The organism is Nocardia sp. CNS-044 (assembly GCF_059570515.1).
Genome location: NZ_JCANSX010000009.1, coordinates 464656 through 487342 on the forward strand (window position 1 = coordinate 464656; position 22687 = coordinate 487342).

General features: G+C 70.2%; 19 protein-coding genes. All 19 read right to left on the reverse strand.

Annotated elements, in window-relative coordinates; genetic code table 11:
- Positions 1 to 5: 5 nt before the first annotated feature.
- Positions 6 to 368, reverse strand: a complete 363-nt coding sequence (locus T333_RS24925) for a DUF4913 domain-containing protein (protein WP_354999700.1) — start codon at positions 366 to 368, stop codon at positions 6 to 8.
- Between the two features lie 248 nt (positions 369 to 616).
- Positions 617 to 2461 carry a type IV secretory system conjugative DNA transfer family protein gene (locus T333_RS24930; protein ID WP_357248103.1) on the reverse strand — a complete coding sequence of 615 codons (1845 nt, stop codon included), beginning with the start codon at positions 2459 to 2461 and terminating at the stop codon, positions 617 to 619.
- 40 nt (positions 2462 to 2501) lie between these two features.
- Entirely contained in the window at positions 2502 to 3029 is a 528-nt protein-coding gene (locus T333_RS24935; protein WP_496426013.1) for a hypothetical protein, read from the reverse strand.
- Positions 3030 to 3130: 101 nt separating this feature from the next.
- Positions 3131 to 4795 carry a peptidoglycan DD-metalloendopeptidase family protein gene (locus T333_RS24940; protein ID WP_496426014.1) on the reverse strand — a complete coding sequence of 555 codons (1665 nt, stop codon included), beginning with the start codon at positions 4793 to 4795 and terminating at the stop codon, positions 3131 to 3133.
- A gap of 61 nt (positions 4796 to 4856) precedes the next feature.
- A complete protein-coding gene (locus tag T333_RS24945) occupies positions 4857 to 5165 on the reverse strand; it encodes a transposase (RefSeq protein WP_067779958.1) in 309 nt (102 codons plus the stop codon).
- Between the two features lie 79 nt (positions 5166 to 5244).
- Positions 5245 to 7566, reverse strand: a complete 2322-nt coding sequence (locus T333_RS24950; protein WP_496426015.1) for a putative type IV secretion/conjugal transfer ATPase — start codon at positions 7564 to 7566, stop codon at positions 5245 to 5247.
- Positions 7567 to 7573: 7 nt separating this feature from the next.
- Entirely contained in the window at positions 7574 to 9064 is a 1491-nt protein-coding gene (locus T333_RS24955) for an SCO6880 family protein (RefSeq protein WP_141809824.1), read from the reverse strand.
- Positions 9061 to 10539 carry a hypothetical protein gene (locus tag T333_RS24960; RefSeq protein ID WP_354999695.1) on the reverse strand — a complete coding sequence of 493 codons (1479 nt, stop codon included), beginning with the start codon at positions 10537 to 10539 and terminating at the stop codon, positions 9061 to 9063. The genes T333_RS24955 and T333_RS24960 overlap by 4 nt, the downstream gene beginning before the upstream one ends.
- On the reverse strand, positions 10533 to 11384 hold the full coding sequence (locus T333_RS24965) for a DUF8175 domain-containg protein (protein WP_496426016.1): 852 nt from the start codon (positions 11382 to 11384) through the stop codon (positions 10533 to 10535). Before T333_RS24965 ends, T333_RS24960 begins: the two co-directional genes overlap by 7 nt.
- Entirely contained in the window at positions 11369 to 12178 is an 810-nt protein-coding gene (locus T333_RS24970; protein ID WP_496426017.1) for a DUF8175 domain-containg protein, read from the reverse strand. The genes T333_RS24965 and T333_RS24970 overlap by 16 nt, the downstream gene beginning before the upstream one ends.
- 156 nt (positions 12179 to 12334) lie before the next feature.
- Complete coding sequence (locus T333_RS24975; protein WP_354999692.1) at positions 12335 to 12997, reverse strand: DUF8175 domain-containg protein; 663 nt, start codon at positions 12995 to 12997, stop codon at positions 12335 to 12337.
- A 31-nt stretch (positions 12998 to 13028) separates the two neighbouring features.
- Positions 13029 to 13301: a hypothetical protein gene (locus T333_RS24980; protein ID WP_354999691.1), complete on the reverse strand. Its 273-nt coding sequence runs from the start codon at positions 13299 to 13301 to the stop codon at positions 13029 to 13031.
- Positions 13302 to 13308: 7 nt separating this feature from the next.
- Positions 13309 to 13599, reverse strand: coding sequence for a hypothetical protein (locus T333_RS24985; protein ID WP_354999690.1), 291 nt, complete (start codon positions 13597 to 13599; stop codon positions 13309 to 13311).
- A gap of 40 nt (positions 13600 to 13639) precedes the next feature.
- Positions 13640 to 14284: a hypothetical protein gene (locus T333_RS24990; protein ID WP_067779941.1), complete on the reverse strand. Its 645-nt coding sequence runs from the start codon at positions 14282 to 14284 to the stop codon at positions 13640 to 13642.
- Positions 14281 to 15162: a MinD/ParA family ATP-binding protein gene (locus T333_RS24995; protein WP_357248088.1), complete on the reverse strand. Its 882-nt coding sequence runs from the start codon at positions 15160 to 15162 to the stop codon at positions 14281 to 14283. The genes T333_RS24990 and T333_RS24995 overlap by 4 nt, the downstream gene beginning before the upstream one ends.
- A gap of 16 nt (positions 15163 to 15178) precedes the next feature.
- Positions 15179 to 16105 carry a DUF8176 domain-containing protein gene (locus T333_RS25000; protein WP_357248086.1) on the reverse strand — a complete coding sequence of 309 codons (927 nt, stop codon included), beginning with the start codon at positions 16103 to 16105 and terminating at the stop codon, positions 15179 to 15181.
- A 56-nt stretch (positions 16106 to 16161) separates the two neighbouring features.
- A complete protein-coding gene (locus tag T333_RS25005; protein ID WP_354999687.1) occupies positions 16162 to 17799 on the reverse strand; it encodes a cutinase family protein in 1638 nt (545 codons plus the stop codon).
- A 642-nt stretch (positions 17800 to 18441) separates the two neighbouring features.
- Positions 18442 to 20910: a RelA/SpoT family protein gene (locus T333_RS25010; protein WP_354999686.1), complete on the reverse strand. Its 2469-nt coding sequence runs from the start codon at positions 20908 to 20910 to the stop codon at positions 18442 to 18444.
- A 597-nt stretch (positions 20911 to 21507) separates the two neighbouring features.
- A complete protein-coding gene (locus tag T333_RS25015) occupies positions 21508 to 22503 on the reverse strand; it encodes an alkaline phosphatase family protein (RefSeq protein ID WP_496426018.1) in 996 nt (331 codons plus the stop codon).
- Positions 22504 to 22687: the final 184 nt, after the last annotated feature.

The following is a 22687-nucleotide window of genomic DNA, read 5'->3' on the forward strand; positions in this document are numbered from 1 at the left end:
GGTTTCTAAACCCGGAAGTCGCCGACCGTCGGATCGCCGAACATGCCTTGCGCGGGCGACTTCAGCGGCAGCGGGCTCAGCATGTCCTTGTGCCCGTTGCGCACACTGCAGTACTTGAACGGCCCGCGCGGGTCGAACAGCTTGGTCATGTGCGGGTCGGCGTGGTCGAGGAACCAGATACTCAGGCCGGTACTCGGTTCCATGCGGTAGTGCTCCCAGGCGCGCCACAGCGCGTCCAGTCGCGCCACCGCCTCGGCGTGCTTCCACCATTCGGGGCACCACACCGTTTCGCTGATATCGGTCACCTGCCGCCGGTAGACCAGACTCAGGTAGTTCTCGACGAATTCGACGACGTTGGTGTAAATCATTTGCTGCTGCTGTTCGGTCACGACTTCGCCTCGCTGTCGTTCGGCTCCGCCGCGACCGGAGGTGCTGTGTACATGGTTCGCTCGCTACGCTCCCTCACGACTCCGCCTCACTGACACTCGGCTCCGCCGCGACCGGAGGTGCTGTGTACATGGTTCGCTCGCTACGCTCCCTCACGACTGCGCCTCACTGACACTCGGCTCCATCGCGACCGGAGGTGCTGTGTACATGGTTCGTTCACTACGCGTGCTCACAGGGGCCGAACCTCCTCGACTTGCCCGGCGTCGGGTTGTTGCGGTGGGACCTTGGTCAGCGAAGGCGAGCCGATCAGGTCGGTGATCTCGGTCTTGCGTTGCGGATCGTGCTGCGCGATCGACTTCTTCACGTCCGCAGCGTACTCGCCCTCCCACCACGGAACCGTTCGGATGAGCACCGCGGGCTGACCCGAGGTGAAGACGATCGCGCGGCCACGCGGCAGCGTGGCGAGCGCATTGACGTTGAACGTCCTCGACGAACCCAGTGATCGCGAATAACTCTTGCTGCCTTTGGATTCCGAGACCGAACCGGAGATGGAGTCGTAATCGCCGATCGCCTCGGATCGATCGCGCAGGAAGTTCATGTCGTCGACGCCGCTGCCGAGCACCTTGATGTTGGCCGCCGACCACAGCGCGAGCATGCCCGCGTCGCCCCAGCATCGCGCGCCCTGCGCCCAGGACTGCAACACCGTCATCACGACGATGCCACGCGAACCGAAGTGGCTGTACTGCTTGGGCAGATCCTTCCAGCGCACCACATTGGCGGCCTCGTCCAGCACCGCGAGCAGCGGGATGGGCAGGCGACCGCCGCGCGAGCGAGACGCCTTGCGCATTGCCACGTCGATCACGGCCTCGGTCAGGGCGCTCACCAGCGGGGCCGCCGAACCGCGCCCTTCCAGCGAGAGGCAGTACAGTGTGCCGTTGCGCTCGATGAACTCGAGCTCGTCGAACTGCCTGCGGGTCTGGCCGGTGCTCGGATCGGCGCCGGGCAGGATCCAATCGTGCACGTTGGACAGCTGCAGACAGCGCACCATCTTCTTGGCGGTGCCGAAAATGCCGCTGCGGGTGCGGGGATCGGCGTTGTACTGCATCGCGAGGCCGGAGGCCATGTAGTGGTGGCGGGCGTTGCGCAGCAGCTCGATCGGCTCGGTGTCGACCGGGTTGGTGACCCAGTCCCAGACCTGCACGATCGGCCGCTGCCCGACCGCCGCGGCGAGGAACAGCGCGGCGAGCAGATCCTCGGCCTCGGGATCGAAGAACTCGTCCGACTTGGACTCGGTGCCGTTGTCGGCGTCGGCGAAGTGCCCGGCCAGTCGCTGAGCGCGCATCTCACAGCCCTCGTGCCGCGCGTCGACCCAGTCCAACGGGTTCCAGTACCAGCTGGGACTCTCGTCGGCGACGCCCTGCGGATCGAACACGAACGTGGGGCTGCCCTTGGACTCTCGCACGTCACGGGTCGCGTCGACGACGTCGCGCTTGTTCGAGGTGGACAGCACAGGGCCGATGGCGGACAGGATCGCCGGGATGACCCGTGAAGTCGACTTGCCTTGGCGCGGACCCCAGATGTCCAGGTGCAGATCCTCGTAGGAGCCGTACAACATGACACCGTCCGCGACGCCGACGCCGATCGGCACGCCGGGCGCGTCGTCGTAGCCGAGGTTCATCCCGAGCTGTTCGGCCTTCTCCCGCACGCCCGCCTCGGTGAGCGCGCGGATCGCGCCACCCGATCCCATGTGCTGCGCCTTCTCGTCCACCGGCAGCGCGCCTTTGGTCTTGCGCTTGGTCATCTGCTTGCGCACCACCAGGTAGGCGACGGCGCACGACACCACGAGCAGCAGGATCACCGTCGCGCCGGTCGGCCAGGTGTACTTGCGGCGCGCCAGCCCGGCGACGATCTCGATCGGGTTCATCGGCAGGTTCTGCGGCTCGGCCGCCATCGCGTTGCCGAGATGCAGCGCCAGTAAAAGCGTTCCGATTACCACGGCACCGGCGTAGACCGATAACAGGCCGAGATCGGGACCGGGTATCGCCGGATCCGTCACCTTCTTCTTCTTTGCCATGTCTGTCTCCTCGAATCGCCGTGCGGTCGAAAGCGTGTGGTCAGCGGAACGCGTCGAGCCGCCAGCCGTCGGGCGTGCGCACCACGGTGGCGATCACCGTCGCGGGCGCCAGCGGTTCCTTGCGCCCGTTCGGGTAGACGACGGTCTGCTCGATGCCGATCTTGAACTGCGTCAGGTCCGGATCGGGCCCCGGCGGCGGCCGGTCCCCCGAAGCGAAGGTGAACGCCTCGACGGTGGCCTTCGCCTTGGCCCAATCCGACCACTGCAGCGAGGGCTTGGGCGTCTCGGTGACCGACGGCTCGCCGTCCAACATTCGTATCATGCTGGGCCCCAGCCACTTTCGCGCCCGAGCCAGCGAATCGCCCGGCGCCTCGCTCGCGGGCCGCCAGGTGTAGATCTCGCGCAGCGCCGCCACCGCGACACCGTCCGGCGTCACCGGATCCGGCGCGGGAACGTTCTCGAGCAGTCTGGTCGTGGACGTGGCGGGCTGCGGCGCACCGGAACCCGATTCGCCGGTCTGGTCACGCCCGCAGGCCGCGATCGTCATCGCCACGCTCACCACCAGCATCACCACCAGTTTCGCGCGTGCAGTTGCTCTGTCTTTCAAGGCTAACCGCCCGGACCGACACGGTGGTGGTCCGATCAGCACTCGCGCCTCGGCGTGTTCGCTCACAGTACCCTCCGCAGCCGTGCGTCGCCGGGCACCGCGACCTCGATCACGCCGCCGCCCGACCGCGCGTCCGAACCCGGCACGGACTGAATCATGCGTCCGTCACCGGCGTAGATTCCCACCTCCGCGGGCCCGCGCGGCCCGAAGGAGCTGAACACCAGATCCCCCGGCTGCGCCTTGCTTCTCGGCACCTCGACGCCCGCCTCCCACTGCTGCTCGGCGGTGCGCGGCAACGTCACCGCACCCGAGGAGGCCGCGAACACCGCGGCCGCGGTCAGGCCGGGGCCGTCCATGCCGCCGCCGGTGGGACCCTGCGGCCCGCCGCCGCCCCACACGTACGGTGTGCCGAGCCAGTCGTGCGCGGCCTCCAGGATCTGTTCGCCGCCGCTGCCCTCCTGCGGGCTGAAGCGTCCGGTCGAACCCGGTGCCCGGTACTGCGGTTCCATCGCGAGGATGTTCGCCACGTAGGGCCGGGTCTCGGAGTAGTGCGCCGCATACTGATTCGGCATGCCGCCCGACGCGAGCACCGCGCCCTCGCCCGCGTTGTAGGCGGCCAGCGTCAGCGCGGTGACATCCCCCTGGACGCGCCCTTCGGCCACCCACTGGGTGACCTTGCGGGCGATGGCGCACATGTAGCGGCCCTGCCCGATGATCGCGTCGCCGTCGTCCCACACGCTGGCCACGCCGTTGCCGTCGGCGTCGATGACATACGGCCTGCCGTCGTCGGGGTTGGTCGCGGCCGCGGTGCCGGGCAGGAACTGCGCGAGACCCTGCGCGCCCGCTGGCGAGGTGAGACCCCTGCGGAAGCCCGACTCCTGCCTGCCCTGGGCGGCCAGCAACGAGGACGTGATCTGCGGGCAGAGCGAACCCGCACGGCGGTACCAGATCTCGAGTTCTTGGGGCACCTTGCCCGCGGCCAACGCGCCGCCCGCGCTGCCGAAACCGCGCTGGCAACGCGGATCGGCGGAGTACCACTGCGCGCCGCCGAGATCCGGCGTCGGCGCGCCGTCCAGCCAGGGCAGCGGGTCGATCTGACGGCCGCCGGTGAAGCGACCGCCGGGGACGATCTCGAAATGCAGGTGCGGGCCGCTGGATTCGCCCGCCGAGCCGACCGCGCCGATCTGCTGACCCGCACGCACGCTCTGCCCCACCCGCACCAGCACGCCGTGGTCCCACATGTGTCCGTACACCGCCGAATACGACCGGCCGTTGGTGTCTACCGAGTCGACGACGATCCAGTTGCCGAAACCCGAGGCCGGTCCGGCCGCCACCACCCGGCCGTCGGCGACCGAGAAGATCGGGGTGCCGTCGCTCGCCGCCATATCGACGCCGCGGTGCCCGCCGTTGCGGGAGCCGAAGGTGTCCGAGATCGTGAAGGTGCCCGCGGCCATCGGCAGGGTGCGCCGGATCGGGCCGATGCCCGCGGCCAGCGAGGGCGTGCCCGTGACGCTCGGATTCGCCTGGGAGGCAGTGGGTTCGGCAGCGCCGGCGGGACTGTCGCCCGGCACGTCGCCGCCCAGCGGTGGCAGCGCGGTCTGTGAGGGGCCGAGCACCGACGCGTCCTCGCACGGGTCCTCGACGGCGGGCAGCACCACGACGAGTACCAGGGCGATCAGTCCGATCACCGCGCCGAGGGCCGTCCACAACACGCTGCGGGCGGTCACCACGCCCTCGCACGGGGACGCGGCGGGGCGCCGGTAATCGAATGCGACTCGGGGAAAATGGTCACGTGTGGCGTCGGGCTTCGTTCAGGGTGTCGGCGAGGGTGCGGTTCATTTCGGCGGCGGCAGCCAATTGTTGTTGCAGCAGCGCCACTTTCCGGCGCAGCGCGGTCGCGTCCATGCGTTCCAGCCCGGGGCCTTCCGCGGCGCGCACCCAATTGCGCACCGAGTTGGTGTGGACGCCGATCTGCTCGGCGACCACTCGGCATGCCTCGGATTCACTGCGTAGCTTGCCGGTCAGCGCGATGACCTGCTCGACGGCGGCCTTTCGCACTTCCGGCGACACTCTGCGATACGAACGATGCGGCATCATGCGGCACTCCTTCCGCCGAACAACACCGCCCATCCAGGCGCTCGGCCGATCCTTGTTGCTTCGCGTCCTGGACGGTATCTCATGCCGCGCTCCCGTTCGGGGATTCACCGCCACGCGCGGTGGATTCGGTATTCGGGCCGCCGGTGAATTCACTGAACCGCTGGTTCGTGTCGTGAATCCCGCTTTCCTTCTCCGACAACGTGAATTCCATGTGGAAGGGAATGCCGGGACGCCGATCCTCACCGATCTTCAGCAGGAATTTACCCGTGCCCGGCGGAGAGGGGCGCTGCTGGCCCGGTTTCAGCGCCTCACCCGTCAGCGCTTGCGGCGCCGACCATCCGGTCACCATGTCCTCCTCGGCGGAGGTGAACGGCACTGTGCTGTCGAGCCGCTTGACCTCCTCGGCGGGCAGCGCGCCGAAGATCTTGGCGCGGGCCCGCTCCAGGAAGCCGAGCGCCTTGGCGATCGCGGCTTCCGAGCCGAGCGCCTGCAGGTCCTTGATCGTGTGACTGATCATGATCAGCGCGGTGGCCAGGCCGCGCTGCAGACGGGTCAGCTCGTCGACGCGGTCGACCATGAAGTCGCCGAGGCCGAGCACCTGCCACAGCTCGTCCATCACCACCTGGAAGTAGCGCTGCGGGCCGAGACCCGCGTCGGCCAGCACGTGCGCGGCCTCCACCGAGGCGAAGCCGTCGGCCCAGCAGGCCAGCATCACAGCGGCTTTGAGCTTCTTGTCGCCGGTCGGGATGTGCGAGACGTCGATGCAGACGGCGACCGCCTCGGTGTCGATCGGCACCGAGGTCTGGCCGTTGAAGACCGCCCCGAACGGGCCCTGGGTGAGCGCGCGCAGCGAGCGGCGCAGGTTCTTGATCGCGACCTGGTATTCGGCGGGATCGTCGGCGCCCGCGTCGAGCTGGAGCTCCTCGCCGCCCGCCTGGATCACCTCCAGCAGGTTCTCCATGATCGGCGGCTGGTCCGGGGTGTAGCCGCTGCCGGGCTGGTAGAGGATGCGCAACGCCGTGGAGATGAGCGTCTCCTCGTAGTCGCGCACCCGCGCGCCGCGCACCAGCTCGATCAGGCCCGCGATCAGCGTGACCTGCCTGGCCCGCATGTCTTGCAGCACTTGCAGTTGCAGCGCGGGGAACTCTTCCAGCCGCGGCACCACCGAGCCGAGCACCCCGGCCGCCAGCGGGTTCAGCTTGCCGTGGCCATAGCCGAGGTCGATGATCTGACCGCCGACCAACTCCACCAGCTTGCGGTAGTCGGGCTTGACGTCGGCGAGCACCAGCGGCGTGATTCCCTGCGCGATACCGCCGAGCACGATCCTGCGCACCAGTGACGACTTGCCGAAACCGTTGAGGCCCAGCACGAACAGGCTCGGCGCGGTGATGAAGCTGCCGCGCATGAACCAGTTCATCGGGTCGAAGCAAACCGGCGCTCCGGTGTGCAGGTGCGAGCCGAGCGGCGTGCCGATCAGCGGCGCGCCCGCGCCGACCGACCACGGCCACAGACCGGCCACCTGCGCCGTCGTGGCGCGGTATTCGACGGGGCGGCCGACCACGTTCATCCGGCCGCCGCCCGCGCCCGCGTAGCCGCGGTCGGTGAGTTGGGCTGTGCTGCGGTCGAATCCGTCCTCGATGGTCTGTTCGGCGCGCGCGGCGTAGTTGCGGCGACGGATGTCGTCGGTGCGGATGCGGAAGGTCGCCCATGCCGCGCGCAGGCCGGAGCCCTCCCGGCTGACGGCCTCCAGCCGGGCCCGCGTCGAGTCGTCGAGCAGTGGCGGGCCGGACTGTTTGCGCTTGTCCGCCTTGGCTTTCGCGCGCCGGGCCGCCTTGTCCACGTGCGGTGCGCCCATGGCGCGGTCGGCGGTGTAGTCGACCTTCGCCGGGCGTTGCGGCGCCCGCCCGCCGCGACCGTTGTCGGAGCGGACCGGCCGCTCGCCGCGCACCGGGCGGTCCGCGGGCCGTTGCGGACGAGCGCCGTTGGCGCGCGCGCGTTCGTGGGCGGCTCGCTCGGCTCGCGCGTGCTCGGCGCGTGCCCGGTCCATCGGGGAGCGGTCGGCGTGCGTCCGCTCGGGACGGGCGCCGTCGGCGCGGGCGGGGCGCGCACGCCGCTCGCCCGCGTCCCGAGGCTGCCGCCGCTCCCGATCGGACGTCTCCCCCAGACCGGTCCGCTCCTCGCCGCTCACCCGCGCCGGATCCCCGGCCGGACGACGCCTCCGCTCGGGCATCTCCTCGGTGCCCGAGCGCCGTGGGCTCGCGCCCTCGACGGGCGGGCGATGCGGCCTGCCTTCGGCCGCGGGGCGACCCCATGCCTCGCGTTCGACGTCCTCGCGTCGCCTGCCGCGGCGCGCCTCCGCCTCGTCGCGCTCCCGTACGGGTGGCTCGTTGTCACGTGCCATGAATCGCTCACCCCGCCAATGCCTTCGGAATCGTCGCGTGCTCCGGCAGGATCACCCCGCACCCGAGGGAAGCCGCGAAGGCCGCCGCCTGGTATCGGTAGCACCGCCGGATCTTCAAACGCGCCTGGGTCGACAGGTCGCGCGTGATGGCCTCGATGCGCGGCAGGTCGCCGCGCAGGGGCTCGGTGATGGTCACCAGCGCCCCGAAGCGGGTCACACCGTGACCCCTCGCCTGTTCCTCACGGGCCTGCTGGGTGGCGCCCACCCGCAGGGTCGCGGCGGCCGAGACGACGCCGCGTTCGCTTTGCTGCGCCACCAGCGCGTTCTTGAAGTCGTCGTCGACGATCTCGGCGGCGTCGGCGGCCGAGTGCGGCCGGTAGACGATGGCGATGCGCTTGCGCGGCACCTCCGGGTTCGGCGCGAGCAGCCGCTGCAAGACCCGCTCGTCCACCGCGCCCTCGGGTGCGGCGTCCATCTCCCAGGTGACCGACCGGCCGCCGTCGTGGATGAAGTGGTCCCACTTCTCGTCGTGCGAGACCGGCCCCGCGTCGGCCCAATCCAGCCCGTGCCCTTCGGGTTCGGAGGCCGCGACCTCGAGGTCGGCCTGCGAGGCCGGGTCGTAGCTGCGCCGGATGAAGGCGATCACCTCGTCGGCCGACATCGGCTGGGCGCGCACGCCCGCTTCGGCGAGCGCCGCGCAGATGCCCGGCAGCCGCCTGCCGATCTCGACGGCCTCCTCGGCTGGGTTCTTGCGACGCTCGGCGGTGGTGGCCTTGAAAGTGATGGCGACGCGCGGCAGCAGCTGCACCCGCTCCTGCGGCAGCTCGGTGGCCAGCTCGTACATCACCTGCTGGGCCAGTTCCGGCGCTTCGGGTCGGGTGATGGTGGAAACCTCTGTGAGCAAACGGTTTCCGGTCTCGGGAACGGTGTCGATGACCGGCACCACGGCCACGATGTCGCTGGTCTGGCCCACCGAGGCGAGGAAGGTGCCCCAGGCCGAGACCCAGCGGTCGATGACCGGCTGGTCCACCGCCTCGTGACCCTGCGGCCAGGCCCGCAGCACCACGGTGTACTGCGCGAACTGCGGTAGGTGGATCATGCCGAAGCTGTAGCCGCCCGCGTCGATGCCCTCGTACAGCTTCGAGGGCGCGAGCAGTCCGGGCAGCCGGGTGACGCCGCCGGGGATCCGGGAGAACCGTCCGCCCCGATACACGTGTTCGCCGCGGTTCCGCGAGCGCATCCAGTTGAACATCATCAATCCCGTCTCATAGCCGGAGCGGCCCCCCGTCCGCCACACCAGTGGAACCATCACGGCGACGCCGACGCCGCCGACGATGAGACCCCATTGGAAGCCGCCGACCATCGCGCAGATCAGCGCCGTGATCACGACGACGAAGCCGATCACGGTCTCTTCCCAGCGCAGGCCGAAAAGGCCTGCGCTGCGCGGCTTCTGCCACAGCCCGTAGGAGCGGCGCTCGTAGGGTTCGGTCATCGTCATCGCGGAATGGTGCTCCTCCCGAGGTCGGGCGACCGGTTCGCCCAACGGTCGCCTGCCACATCACCCATGGAATCGTCGGCGTTGCGCATACTGCCCGCCGCGGCTCTCGCCGCGCCGATGCGGCCTGCCGCTCGCGCCGCACCGGACGGTACTCCGGCCGAGCCCTGCGGCTCGGAGGCGCGCGGTGGTTGACCCGCCGCGCCACCGCCGCCACCGCCGCGCGGAGGTGTGGGACGTGGTGCGCCACCGCCGCGTCCGCCGCCCGCGCCACCCGGCGGGCGCGGGCCCGAGCCGCTGCCGCTGACGTAGCCCGCCGAACCGGGAGAGGCCGCGGCTTTGACCCCAACGGCCTTGGTGCCCATGGCCCCGAGCGCCAGCGCGCCGACCACGGCGCCGCCGGTCCAGGCCAGACCCGAACCTCCGGAACCGACGATCGCGACGGCCGGGGTGACCAAACGCATGAGCGCGGGCAGCACGAACGCCACGCTGCACAGCAACACGATGGCGACCAGCATGCGCTGTGCCTCTTCGCCTTCCGGCAGACCGGTGGTCGAGGTGAGCCCGTCGACGTGGCCCGCCGTGGTGAACGCGATCATGTAGACGATCGCCGCCACCGGTTTGAACAACATGAAGGCGATGATCCAGCCGATCAGCTTCTGATACGACGACTTGCCGATGTTCATGCCGGACGCGGCGGCCGCCAGCGGCAGCACGCCCGCCGCGATGATCAGCAGTCCTTGGCGGACGATGGCGAACACGATCTGCGCGAGCGCGCCGAGCAGGCCGACGATCGCGATGATCAGCACCAGACCCGGCGAGAAGGCTTGCAGCTTACTGGTTTTCACCATCAGCTCGGCCAAATCCTTGGCGTTGCCGTTGGTGGAGTCGTTGATGATCCACTCGGCGAAGCGATCCGAGGCCTGGGTGCCCGCCACGATGATGGCGCCGAGCATCCAGGAGCTGAAGACCACCCTGGCGAACATGCGGAAGGACTCGGCCGCTTCGCTCACCGCCGCGCCGCGCCGCGCTTCGGCGAGTCTCGCGCCCGACAGGATGACCGAGGCTATGAGCAGCAATATCTGGATCTGATAGGTGTAGTCGTTGATTCTGGTGAACAACGACCCGTTGTCGCTGGCCGCCTCGTTGGGCACCTTCATCCAGAACGTCAGCGCCAGGATGATGGCCTCGCCGAGGCCGTTCATCAGCGAATCCACCACCTTGCCGAAGGTGGAGTCCCACGCCTTGTCCTTGACGGCGGTCGCGGCGTCGCCGGGATGCGACGCGGCGTTGCCCGCCTTGCACACCGCGGACGCGGCGTCGCCGAGCGAGATCCCCGGCAGGCCGACACCGTCGAGGGTGTCGTGGATCTCGTTGCACGTCTCGTCGAAGCCGTAGGTCTGGCCGTAGGCCACCGTCGGCGTCGCGATCATCACGGTGAAGATGACCGCGAGGATCGTCACTAGTTTTTTCACCATCGTGTCCACCCCTCGATGCTCCGCAGGGACTCGATCTGGACTTGCTGCTCGCCGGTCACCGGCCTGAGCTTCCAATCGCCGTCGCGCCAGACGACCGCAAGGCGCATGCCCACCCATGTTGGTTGGCCATCAACTGTTTCTCGTGCCTTTCTCGCGAACCGCACGATCGCGGAATCGTCGGCGTAGCTTTCGATTCGGTACGCGTCCGAAGCGAACAGCAGGGGTCTGAGCTTCTCCGGTATCCGTTCGGAGACCTTGCCCTCGGCGACCAGCCGGTCGTACTCCGCCAGGTACTGCGGAGACACCTCGACCAGCCGGAGCAGCAGGTCTCGATCACGCGGGTTGGCGTTGGTGCGCCAGTAGATCTGTTCCGCGGCGAGCGCCGCGCCCCGCGGGGTGTGCGCGAAACCGACGGCGGCGTTGCCTTCGATGCGCGCGGGCCCGTCCGAGCCGGAGAAGCGCACGACGGGACCGCCGAACAGCTTCTGCCAGATGCCTTCGCCCTCGGCGGGCGCCGGAGCGGCGGTGAGCCAGTCCGGCTGATCGGGTCGCGTCGGCACACCCGAAACCTGTTGCAGCGCAACCCCCGCCGGGTTCACCGGGACGTCGACCGGTCTGCCGAAGAGGTCGGTCTCCCGTCCCGCGAAGCCGACGAGGCCGTGCGGACCGGCGGCGGGTTCCGTCGTTCCGATCGCGGTCACCTCGGCGGCCACGCTGCCGTCGCGGGTCGCGGTCACCGTCACGCCGACGGCGATCGCCACCGCCAGCGCCGCGCCGAAACCGAGCAGGGGCAGCGGTGCGCGACCGCGGCCGGATACCGGGCCCGCGGTCACCACTTCGTCCACCCCTCGAGCGACTCGATGTATTCGGTCTGCGCGCCGTTGCTCGTGGCGGGCTTGAGCCGCCAGTCGCCCGCGTCCCAGACCATGACCAACCGCAGCGCCGCCCACAGCTGCTTGCCGTCGACGACGGGCCCGCGCGAGGCGAACCGGACGATGGCCAAGTCGTCGGCGTAGTTCTCCACCTTGAACGCGTCGGAGGCGACGAAGTAGCGAGTCACCTTCTCCGGCTGTTGTTTCGGCAGCCGATCCTCGTCGAGCGCGCGGTCGTAGGCGGCGATCTGCTGCGCCGAGACGCGCACCTGCCGCACGTAGAGGTCGCGGTCGGCGGGGCGGGCGTTGAGCCGGTAGGTGATCTGCGCGGCCGCCAGCGCGGCGCCCTGCGGGGTGTGCGCGTAACCGACGGCGAGCCCGTCCTCGATGCGGGTCGGCCCGTCGGAGGTGGAGAACGGCACCGACGCGCCGTAGACCCGCTGCCAGCCGCGCGGGGCGAGGGTGCCCTCCGGCGCGGCGGTCAGCCAGTCCGGGTCGGACGGCTTGCGCTGATGCGTCGGATCCTGCGGAAGCGGTTGTCCCGCAGGATTGTTCGGGACGTCCACCCGCCTGCCGAACAGGTCGACCTCCGGGCCCGCGAAGCCCTCGCCGGTGGTCGCGGCGAATTCGGCCTCGTTGTTGCCCGCGGCCTCGTCGTCGCGACCCAGATACACCACCGCGCCGACGATCACGATAAGCGCGAGCAGCGCCGCGGACGCGATCGCACCGAAGGAGACGCGATCACGCGCGTAGTCCCTCTCGCTCACGACTCCACCTCGCTGGCGCTCGGCTCCGTCGTGCGCGAGAGCGCGCTGTGCCGATGGTTCACTCGCTGGCGCTCGCTCACGACTCCACCTCGCTGGCGCTCGGCTCCGTCGTGCGCGAGAGCGCACTGTGCCGATGGTTCACTCGCTGGCGCTCGCTCACTTCGGCGCCTCCAATGTCACTATGTCGGTGGGTAATACGTCGATGGCCTCGACGGGGCGTGCGGTCGAGTCGGGGTCGGGCAGTCGTAATCTCCAGTCCTCGGCGAACCACTCGACAACCGTGTGGTTCACCGCTTTCGAGCCGTCCGAGTACTCGGTGTACACGTCGACGGCGGTGCGTTGCTCGGTGTAGTCCGTGATCTTGTACCCGAGCAGCCGCGGGGCGTACTCGGGCTCGGCGGGCCCGGTGATGGACAGCTGCACCCGGCTCACCGCCCACTCGTCTCTCGCGGGTCCCGGCACTACCTCGGCTGCGATCACCTTCGGCCACTGGTCGTCGGCGGCCACCGACAGGCGCACGGTGTGGGTGATGGCGGCGACGGCCGCACCGGGCGGTGACTGCTCGAAACCCGTTGCGGCGCCGTCGGCGAGCGACGCGGGTCCCTGGTCGCTGTGCGGCAGCGCCACACCCTGGTAGGCCTGCCAGCGCAGCCCGCTGGGCCGCGCGGCCAGATCCGGGCCCGTGGGCTGGTCCGCGCCGCCGCAGCCGACGGCGGCCGCCAGCAGCACCACGCCGAACATCCCGGCCGCGGATCTGCCTCGCCGCCCCGCGCCGTGCGGGTGCGACACCGAACGCGGCCGCGCCGCTGTGCAGTTCATGTCCGAACCGTCTCCATCAGGGGCCCGCGGCTCACGTCGGTAGGAACGCCAACGCGATACCCGAGGCGGTGCTGGCGACGATCGCGCCGATCAGGCTCATCACCACGCCATGGGTCGCGTCGTTGACGGCCAGATCGCTGCGGAAGGCGATCCACAGCCTGCCCGCGGACAAGATCATCCAGGCGAGGCACACCAGCAGCACGAACCACAGCAGCCAATTCAGCAGCTGCATCAGCGGTTCGAGCACCTCGGAGGGCATCTGCTTGTAGGCGAGCAGCTCCGCCGACATTCGCACGGTGGACATGGTCGTCCTAGATGACGGCGTTCATGATGGTGCCCGCGCTGGTGGCGACCACGCCGCCGATCATCGCGCCCGCCACCATCTTCGGCGACTCGAGCCCGCCTCCGGTCCACTTCTCCCAGGCGAACCGGCCGCCCGCGTAGATGATGCCGCAGACACCCGACAGCAGCACGAACCAGGTCAGGTAGCGGACCAGCTGCAGGATCTTCTCCGACCCAGGCGGCGCCTCCGGAGTCGGGTTACCGACCTGAGCCAGCACGGTGCCGTACGTGTCCTGCACGGCGAGGAGGAACATGCTCATCGGATGCCTTTCTCGAAATTGCTGTGCGTGCCGGTCGACCTCACGAATCCTCCCCCTCGTCGAAAGCCGCAGTGCTGTCAAGCTTCTCACGCACCGCGGAGACGATGTCGACGCCCAGCTCGCGTACCTCCAGCGGGACCTCGGCCAGCGGATCGATCTTGCGTTTCTTCTCCGGCATCGGATCTCCCGGCGTCCACACCGGCAACTGCTCCGGCTCGACCAGGGTCCACTCCTCGTACCACGGCACCTGCCACAGCGGGCCCGCCAGCGAGCCGACCACGTCGCGGTAGCGCCGGATCTCGGCGGGCATCCTGCCGGGCCGCGCGGCCACGGTGATCAGGCCGAGCACCTCGGAGGGGCCGCCGAAACCGAAATGGTGCTGGCGCAGCAGGTCGTGCGCGCGGGTCAACCCGGCGATCGTCTCCCTGGCCACCAACACGACGAACGGGGATTCACGCTCGAAGACGCCCGGCCAGCGGCGGCTCGAATCCGCCGCTGGCGCAAGCACATGCGCGAGGGTAGTTGCTCCGGCTCCGCCGTGCACACCCAGCAGCCAGACCAGCGGCGCGCGGCCGACGCCCGGCACCGGACGGTCCCAGACCGGCGCGCGACGGGACTCGGGCGGCGCGACGACGCCCGCGGGCTGTGGATCGAGTTTCCGGCGAAGTTTCATGGCGGCGGTCATGATGCCACCCCCGCCAACAGCACCCCGTACGCGCGGCGGGTCTCGGCGGCCAGCGCGCTGTGCCGGACGAGTTCGCCGCGCGCCAGATGCGGATCGTAGGGAATCTCCCTGATGTCGCGGACCCAGCCGCCCAGGTGTTCACGCAAATGGTCGGCAACCCGCGAATCGGCGCCCGGCTGCTGGTGCGAGACGACGATGGTGGTGTCGCCGACGATGCCCGTGCCCTGGCCCTCGGCAGAGTCGCCGAACTGATCGTCGAGCCATTCCAGGGTGACGCGCAGCCGGTTCGCGGCATCCGGGCGCGCCGGAATGGCAAGCACCAGAGCGACATCCGCGTCGTCGAGCAGCGGACGCAGCTGGCGTCCAGCGATCGGGCTTCCGCCGTCGTAGACCGCGGTGAACCCCGCGTCCTCCACCGCGCGCGCGACCGTCAGGTACGTGGCGCGGCGGCGCAACGGGGCGGCGTCGCGCCAGAGCAGGCCGATGCCGGAGGTGGCGCGGGACAGGCACTCCTTCAGCGGGGCCGGTTCGTCGTCGCCGCGCCCGTACAGCCACGACTGCAGACTGATCGGGTGCAGGTGCTCGTCGGCGCCGCGCAGCGCGAGATCGCTGCCCGCAGCGGTGGCGTCCACCGCGACCGTAGGCGTTCCGCCCGAACCCAATTCGCCCGCGATACCCAGTGCGGTCGTGGTGGTTCCCGCGCCACCGCACCCGCCGACCACCAGAATCGGCCGCTGCGTCGGGCCGGTCTCCTGCTCGCCGTCACCCCGCTTGCCGCGCCGTAACCGCACCACCGGAGCCTTCGAACGCGCTTGACGACCCGGCGGAGGGCCCTCCTCGGGCGCCTCGTCGAGCCAGCGGCTCCAGTCCTCTCCCATCGTTCTCAGCTCTCCTTCATCCGGCCGCGATACCCGAGATCAGGGTGCGGCCGCCGATCACCGCGGTGGTGACCGTCTGCTTGTTGTACGTGGCGGGCGCTCCGCCCGGCCGATACTCGGTGACCTCCACCGAATACATGTCGGCCCCCACCGTCGCGATGCGCACGCAGTGCGTGGTGCCTTCCGGGACCGTGTCGATTCCACGCTGAATCGTCGGGGCGGCCGGAACCGCCGCGTCCGGCGCGACGAATGCCCGTGCCCGCTCGCCGGACCGCTCCACGTAGTAGGCGTACTGGAAGGCCAGCACGACGTCCTGGCCGCTGTGCGTGCCGCCGGCCTCCGCGCTGCGGATCAGCCGTTCGGCGCGCTCGGTCGGGCAGCCCGAGGTGATGCCCGCCTGCGCGCTGCCCGCGGTGAATTGCATCGGCGGGGTGGTCGGCGCGACGGCGGCGCGGTTGGCGGAAGACCGCAAAAGGTACAGCGCGCCCACCGCGACGAAGGCCAGCAACAGGACCGCAACGATCAGCACCACGATGACGCGACCGCGGCGCGAGGCCGGGTGGTCGCGCAGCGCGCGCGGGTGCGGGCGGACGGGTGGCGCGGGCTCGTCGTCGTAGTCGTCGTCTTCCGGCCACGGGAAGCGGACCAGATCGCCGTCGCGCGGTGCGTAGTCGTCGTCGGGGCCCGGCGCGTGGACGGCGACCCAATCGGACCAGCCGCCGGTGAATTCCGCGCGCCGCGAGGCCAGATCCGCCGGAACCTCGTTCCGCGCGCGCGCCTCCTCGGGATCCTCTTCCTCGCGGATATAGTGCGGATACCGGGCCGGTCCGTCGTCCTCCACCGGATCGAGACTCGCGTCGTCCTGCTGCGCCGAAGCGGGCGCACCGTTGTCGGGTTCGAGCGCGTCGTACCAGCGGGACAGATCTTTGTACGACTTCAACATTCCCCCATTCCCGCAGAGCCAGGCACGTGGTATCGCATCGTCGGACCTCTCGGCGATCAGTTCGTGGAGAACGGGTAGGCGTTGTTGGCGGTGCCGGGTCGCTCGGTGGGCGGAATCGAGGTCGCGCCGCCGGATGAGGCGCCATCGGCTCCTGTCCCGAACGGAAATTGTCCCGTACCGGACGAATTCGGCGTAGTCGACGCGCCGGTACTTTCGCCGAAGAATCCGGCGGGCGGCTTGGCCGCGCCACCCTGCGGCTCGGCGCCCGCGCCGAAGCGATCGGCCAGGTCACGGGCCAGTGCGGCGAACCAGTCGGCCACGAAGCGGGTGGGCGCGTCGCCGTTGGCGGCCACCGCCGCGGTGCTGTACGCGCCGTGCCGTTGCACGGTGTCCCAATACCGCACCCAGGTCGTGAGGTTCAGCAGTTCGCTGTTGTCGGTGATGTTCTGCACCACCGCGTCGAACGCCTGGGTGACCAGCCGGGACACCGTCGTCGGCGGGATCAGTTGGGGAATGGCGCCGATCAACTTGGTGCCGAGCAGCAGCAGACCGGCCGCCGGATTGGACAGCCCCGCGGTGGCCAGCTGCGAGATGGCCGCCGGGCTGATCACCGCCTTGACGACGGTGGCGACCGCGTTGAGCCCGATCATGCCGACCTTCAGCAGGGCGCGCAGCGCGCCGTTCAGATCCAGCTGGGCGCGCGGGTCGGAGGCGTCGGCGATGCGCTGCGAGATCGACTTCTGCGGGGAGAGCGACAGATTCGCGAGCGAGGTGCCCTGCACGTCCTCGTTCACGACCTTGGTCGCGGTCTTGATCGAGGTGAACGCGAGCGCCTGCGCGATGGAGACCAGCGAGGCGATCGGGTCGCCGCCGCTCAGCTTGGCCTGGCCCGCCACCGAGGCCACGGCCTTCAGGATCGGCGCGCCCTGCGGCGCGTCACAGGCGAGATCGCCTGCCGCGCAAAAACTCGCCACACGACCGGTGAGGGCCGCGAAATCGGCCGCCTGATCCCGTTCCGGACCGATGCCGCCGCCGTGCGCCGGCGTCTGCGGCAGCGCGGCGATGGTCGCGATCTGGGCGCCCGTGGTGCCGGGCGCGGGATCCGGCGTCTGCTTGCCCGGCGAGCCGGGGAACAGCGGCGCGCCCGGATTGCGGGTCGGGTCGGCGAACAGCGCGACGGCCGCGACCCGATCGGCGGGCACCACGCCGCGGCCCTGCCCGACCTCCTGGGCGAAAACCGAGGCGACGTGCGCGCCCTGGGAGTAGCCGACGATGGCCAGGCGCGTGTCGGCGCACCGCTGGGCGACCTGGGCGGCCATGTCCCGCAGCCGCGTCAACCCGCCTTGCACGGACTCCACGTACGGGGCCGCGCCGCCGTTGACGAAGCCGCCGAAGCCGGATTCGTATGGCACGTAGGCGCGATCGACCAGGCCGGGCCGAGCGGCCTTGGCCAGCAACGGCATGAAGACCGTGGAGAGCATGCCGGTGTCGGTGGTCGGCGCGGCGTCCGGGGAGGACTCCCCCGTGCCTTGAACGCCCAAGGCGTACAACGCCGGACAGTCATCGATCGCCAGATCGGTCGAGGGGGCGGGGGATTTCGGCGGATCGGCGAGCGCGGGGCTCGCCGTCGCGGCGGCGACGGCAACGGTGGTCGCGACCACCAACCCCGAGAGTCTTGCCGTGTAATCAGTCATAGCGATCCGCAATCAATCCCGTGTTGCCGCAGCTACCCTCAACGCCATGAAACGCAATAGACCGTAACAGATTCCGGCTATTACTGCCGCAACAGAGAAAACTTTTCGCGAAACGCCGAAGCATAACGCACACTGACCGGCGCGGCGAGCAGATCGGCCCGGCAAGTTTCCGAGAGTCCGCGCGAGACCGCCACCGAGGAGCGATAATTGGGCTTACGCTCGCCAGCAACCCCCATTGACGGCTCAGCAAATATTTCAGGTCTGCCAGCAAATCTACCTAGCCACAAGGGTTTCCGGACGCCCCGGATCGCTCAGGCGCGCCAGCTCGGCGAGGACGCGGCAGCTCGCGCCCCGTGAGGCGCACGCGGGATCGCCGCGCGGTCCGGTGACGGGGACGTAGCGGCGTCGCACCCTGACGCACCCCACGGGATCGCCGCGCGGTCCAGCGACGAGGATGCGGCGTCCTCACGCCCCTCACGCCCCTGAGGCGCCCACGGGACCGCGCGGCCCGGCGACGAGCATGTGGCGGCCTCACGCCCCTGAGGCGCCCACGGGATGGCCGCGCGGCCCGGCGACGAGCATGTGGCGGCCTGGCGACCCTGACGCGCGCGGAATCGTCGCGGTCGGCGAATGGGCGTTGGCTCAGGCGGCCGAGGTCACGCGGTAGACGTCGTAGACGCCCTCCACGTTGCGCACCACGTTCAGCAAGTGGCCCAAGTGCTTCGGATCGCCCATCTCGAAGGTGAACTTGCTGATCGCCACCCGGTCGCCGTGTGTGGCCACCGAGGCGGACAGGATGTTGACCTTCTCGTCGGCGAGCACTTTGGTGACGTCCGACAGCAGCCGGGTGCGGTCCAGCGCCTCGATCTGGATGGCCACCAGGAAGACCGACGAGGGCGAGGGCGCCCACTCGACGTCGATGATCCGCTCGGCCTGCTCGCGCAGCGAACCGGCGTTGGTGCAGTCGGTCCGGTGCACGCTCACCGCGCCGCCGCGGGTCACGAAGCCCATGATCTCGTCGCCCGGCACCGGGGTGCAGCACTTGGCCAGCTTGGCCACGGTGCCCGGCGCGCCGGGGATCAGCACGCCCGCGTCGCCGGTGACGCGTTGACGGCTCGGCGTGGTGGACGGCGTCGAGCGCTCGGCGAGCTCGTTCTCCACGTCGCCGATGCCGCCGAGCTGGGCCATGAGCCGCTGCACCACGTGGTGCGCGGAGACCTGGTGCTCGCCGACCGCGGTGTAGAGGGTGGAGATGTCGGTGTAGTGCAACTCGTGCGCGACCGCGGTCATCGCGTCGACGCTCATCAGCCGCTGCAGCGGCAGTCCGACGCGGCGGACCTCCTTGGAGATCTGCTCCTTGCCGCTCTCCAGCGCCTCCTCGCGGCGTTCCTTGGCGAACCACTGCCGGATCTTGGCCTTGGCGCGCGGCGAGACCACGAAGTTCTGCCAGTCCCTGCTGGGTCCGGCGTTCTGCGCCTTGGAGGTGAAAACCTCGACCACTTCGCCGTTTTCGAGCTGACGTTCCAGCGCGACGAGACGTCCGTTGACGCGCGCGCCGATGCAGCGGTGGCCGACTTCGGTGTGCACCGCGTAGGCGAAGTCGACCGGAGTCGACTTCTGCGGCAACGTGATCACGTCGCCCTTCGGGGTGAACACGAAGATCTCGGGCGACTTCAGGTCGAAGCGCAGCGACTCCAGGAACTCCGCCGGGTCGGCGGCCTCGCGCTGCCAGTCGAGCAGCTGGCGCATCCAGGCCATGTCGTCGACTTCGGCGGCGTCACCGGAGTGCTTGCCTCGGGTCTCCTTGTAGCGCCAGTGCGCGGCGATGCCGAATTCCGCTGTGCGGTGCATGTCCTGGGTGCGGATCTGCACCTCCAGCGGCTTGCCGTCCGGGCCGACCACGGTGGTGTGCAGCGACTGGTAGACGCCGTAGCGCGGCTGGGCGATGTAGTCCTTGAACCGGCCCGCCATCGGCTGCCACAGCGAGTGCACCACGCCGACCGCGGCGTAGCAGTCGCGGACCTCGTCGCACAGGATGCGGATGCCGACCAGGTCGTGGATGTCGTCGAAGTCCTTACCCTTGACGATCATCTTCTGGTAGATCGACCAGTAGTGCTTGGGCCTGCCCTCGACGATCGCGTTGATGCGCGAGGCGGCCAGCGTGTTGACGATCTCCGCGCGCACCTTCGCCAGGTAGGTGTCGCGCGAGGGCGCGCGGTCGGCGACGAGGCGCACGATCTCGTCGTACTTCTTGGGGTGCAGGATCGCGAACGCGAGGTCCTCCAGCTCCCACTTCACGGTCGCCATGCCGAGGCGGTGGGCCAGCGGCGCGATGACCTCGAGCGTCTCCTTGGCCTTCTTCGCCTGCTTCTCCGGCGGCAGGAAGCGCATGGTGCGCATGTTGTGCAGGCGGTCGGCCACCTTGATCACCAGCACGCGCGGGTCACGCGCCATGGCGATGATCATCTTGCGGATCGTCTCGGCCTCGGCGGCCGCGCCGAGATTGACCTTGTCCAGTTTGGTGACGCCGTCCACCAGGTGCGCGACCTCGGCGCCGAAGTCGGCGGTCAGCTGCTCGAGCGAGTAGCCGGTGTCCTCCACGGTGTCGTGCAGCAGGGCCGCGACCAGCGTGGTGGTGTCCATGCCGAGCTCGGCGAGGATGTTGGCGACGGCGAGCGGGTGGGTGATGTACGGATCGCCCGACTTGCGGAACTGGTGCGCGTGGCGTTCGTCGGCGACGTCGAAGGCCCGCTGCAACAGAGTCAGGTTCGCCTTCGGGTACAGCTCGCGGTGCACCGTGGCGAGCGGCTCGAGCACCGGCTTGACGGCGGCGATACCGCGCTGGCCGGTCATCCGGCGGGCCAGCCGCGCACGCACTCGCCGTGAGGCGGAGGTGGGGACGGCGGCCGCGCTCGGCTGGCGCTGGGGCGGTTCGGCCGGACGCTGCGTCGTTCCGGACGGTCGCTGGGCCCGATCGGGCTGCCGCTGGGGCACATCGTTGGGCGTCGGCCGGGCGGGCTGCGGAGGCGCGGAGGCGGCCGCCGCACCGTTCGACTGCGGGGCAGATGCCGCCGATTGCTCGACATTCGCCTCGCCCAGATGCTGAGTCATGCCACCACCTCTCCACGCCGCGGTCGGACCACCCTATCCGACCGCTGCAACCGCCCAGACCACAACTTTAGTCCCCGGCCAGGCCCACCGTCGGATCCGCAGCTGCCGGGACGGAAGCCTGTCCGGTTTCCGGCCCCCCGACCGGACTTCTCGAGGCGATGCCGGGAGCCCGGCGGAGGATTCGTCCGAACCGAAATCCTCCGAGGCAGAACGGATTTGCCACCGTCACGCGGGCGCGGAGCGGACCGGCCCCAATCTTCGGGGCGCGAAGCGGACCGCACCCACCAGCGCGAAGCTGGACCGCCCCAATCATCGGGGGCGCGAAGCGGACCGCCCCCACCGAGCGCGAAGCGGACCGCACCCCCCACCGAGGCACGAAGCGAACCGCCCCCTTCACCCGGGGCGCGAAGCGGACCGCACCCTTCACCCGGGGCGCGAAGCGAACCGCCCAATTATCGGGACGCGGAACGGACCGCACCCCTCACCGGGGCGCGAAGCGGACCGCACCCTTCACCCGGGGCGCGAAGCGAACCGCCCAATTATCGGGACGCGAAGCGGACCGCACCCCTCACCGGGGCGCGAAGCGGACCGCCCTCTTCACCGGGGCGCGAAGCGAACCGCACCCTTCACCGGGGCGCGAAGCGGACCGCCCTCACCGGGGCGCGAAGCGGACCGCACCCACTCGCGGGCGTCGGCGGGACGGGCGAGCATGGAACCGCCGTCCAGGCCGCGCGGGACGGGGACATCGAGCAGATCGAGGGCGGTGGGGGTGATGTCGACGAGGGCGTAGTGCGCGTCGGTCACGCCGGGGGCGAAGCCGGGTCCGCGTGCGATGACGAAGGTGGCGGTCTCGTCGCGCGTCTGTCCGCCGTGGCCGCCCCTCGGGAGGTGGCCGTGGTCGGTGGTGACCAGCACGGTCCAGCGCTCGTCGTGGCGCGCGTCCACGGCCGCGACGATCCGACCGACCTCGCGGTCCACCCGGGTGGTCGCGTCCAGGTAGGCCTTGGACGCCGCGCCGTGCCGGTGACCGGCGAAGTCGACCTGGTCGAGGTGGACGAAAAGGAAGTCGGGGGCGTCGCCGGTGAGCGCGGCTATCGCCGCGTCGGCGGTGGCGGCGTCGGTCTTCGCCTCGTCCGGGTCGTCCGGCACCGGCGCGGTGACGTGGATCCGGCTCGCGTGCGGCGCTCCGCTGCCCGCGATGGTCGCGATCTTCGACCACGTCGCGACGGCGGCCGTGCGGCGTCCCGCGCGCTCCAGCAGGGTGAACACCGTCGGGTACCGGGCGAAGGGGACGGCGTCGAAGTCGTTGTGGGTGACGCCGTGTTTGCGGTCCCATACGCCGGTGAGGGCGGTCGCCCAGGACGGGCCGGACAGGCTGATGTGCGGCACGAGCGAGATTTGGGAGAGGGTGCCAGCGGCGACCAGCCCCAGCAGGTTCGGCGCGCGGGCCTCGCGGATCTTGGCGTACATCGCGCCGTCGAGTCCGATGACGAGAACTCTGGTGCGACCGGGGGCGGCGGTGGCGATGACCGCGCCAGGGACCAGGGCGGCCGCCATGACGGCCGTGGCCCGCAACAGCGACCGTCTTCGCATACCGTGACGATGACGGCCCGAGCCCTGCTCCCACCAGCCCTTCCCGGGTCTGTTCATCGAGCTTTCATCGACCGACTCGGTGCCGGTCGCCTCCCTGAACTCCGGCCGAACGCCACACGACCGTCGGGTCCCGACCACGCTGATCGCTCGCTCCCGGCCGCTGGGACTACGCCGGCGCCGCGAT